Here is a 566-nt window from a genome sequence, read left to right on the forward strand (position 1 = left end):
GGCCCCAGTGCGACGTACAACGTTCCGTTGGCGTTGCGGTTGGGCGGGTCGGTGGACGTGGCGTCGGTGAGGTCGGCGCTGGGTGATGTGGTGGGTCGGCACGAGAGCCTGCGGACGGTGTTCCCGGCTGTGGACGGGGTTCCGCGTCAGGAGGTGGTGGCGGCCGGTGAGGTCGGGGAGCTGCTGGAGGTCGTGGAGGTCGCGGCGTCCGGGCTGGAGGCGGGGCTGGGTGAGGCGGCGCGGTACGCGTTCGCGCTGGATGCCGAGCTGCCGTTCCGGGCGACGCTGTTCCGGGTCGAGGACGGCTGCGACGTGCTGTTGCTGGTGCTGCACCACATCGTCGCCGACGGCTGGTCGGCGGGTCCGCTGCTGCGGGACCTGTCGCAGGCCTACGCCGCCCGGGCGGAGGGCGGAGCCCCCGCGTGGGACGAGCTGGAGATCCAGTACGCGGACTACGCGCTGTGGCAGCAGGAGGTGCTGGGTTCCGAGGAGGACCCGCAGAGCCTGATCTCCCGCCAGTCGGAGTACTGGCGTCAGGAGCTGGCGGGCCTTCCGGAGCTGATCGA

At 71.9% G+C, this 566-nt stretch carries 1 protein-coding gene; it reads left to right on the forward strand.

Annotated features, from left to right (window positions below; translation table 11 throughout):
• Nucleotides 1-27: 27 nt before the first annotated feature.
• Nucleotides 28-566: condensation domain-containing protein (locus tag WDV06_RS37060; RefSeq protein WP_395514188.1), on the forward strand; the 539-nt coding region annotated here is incomplete at its 3' end.

This window comes from Streptomyces racemochromogenes (assembly GCF_044129415.1).
GTDB lineage: Bacteria > Actinomycetota > Actinomycetes > Streptomycetales > Streptomycetaceae > Streptomyces > Streptomyces racemochromogenes_A.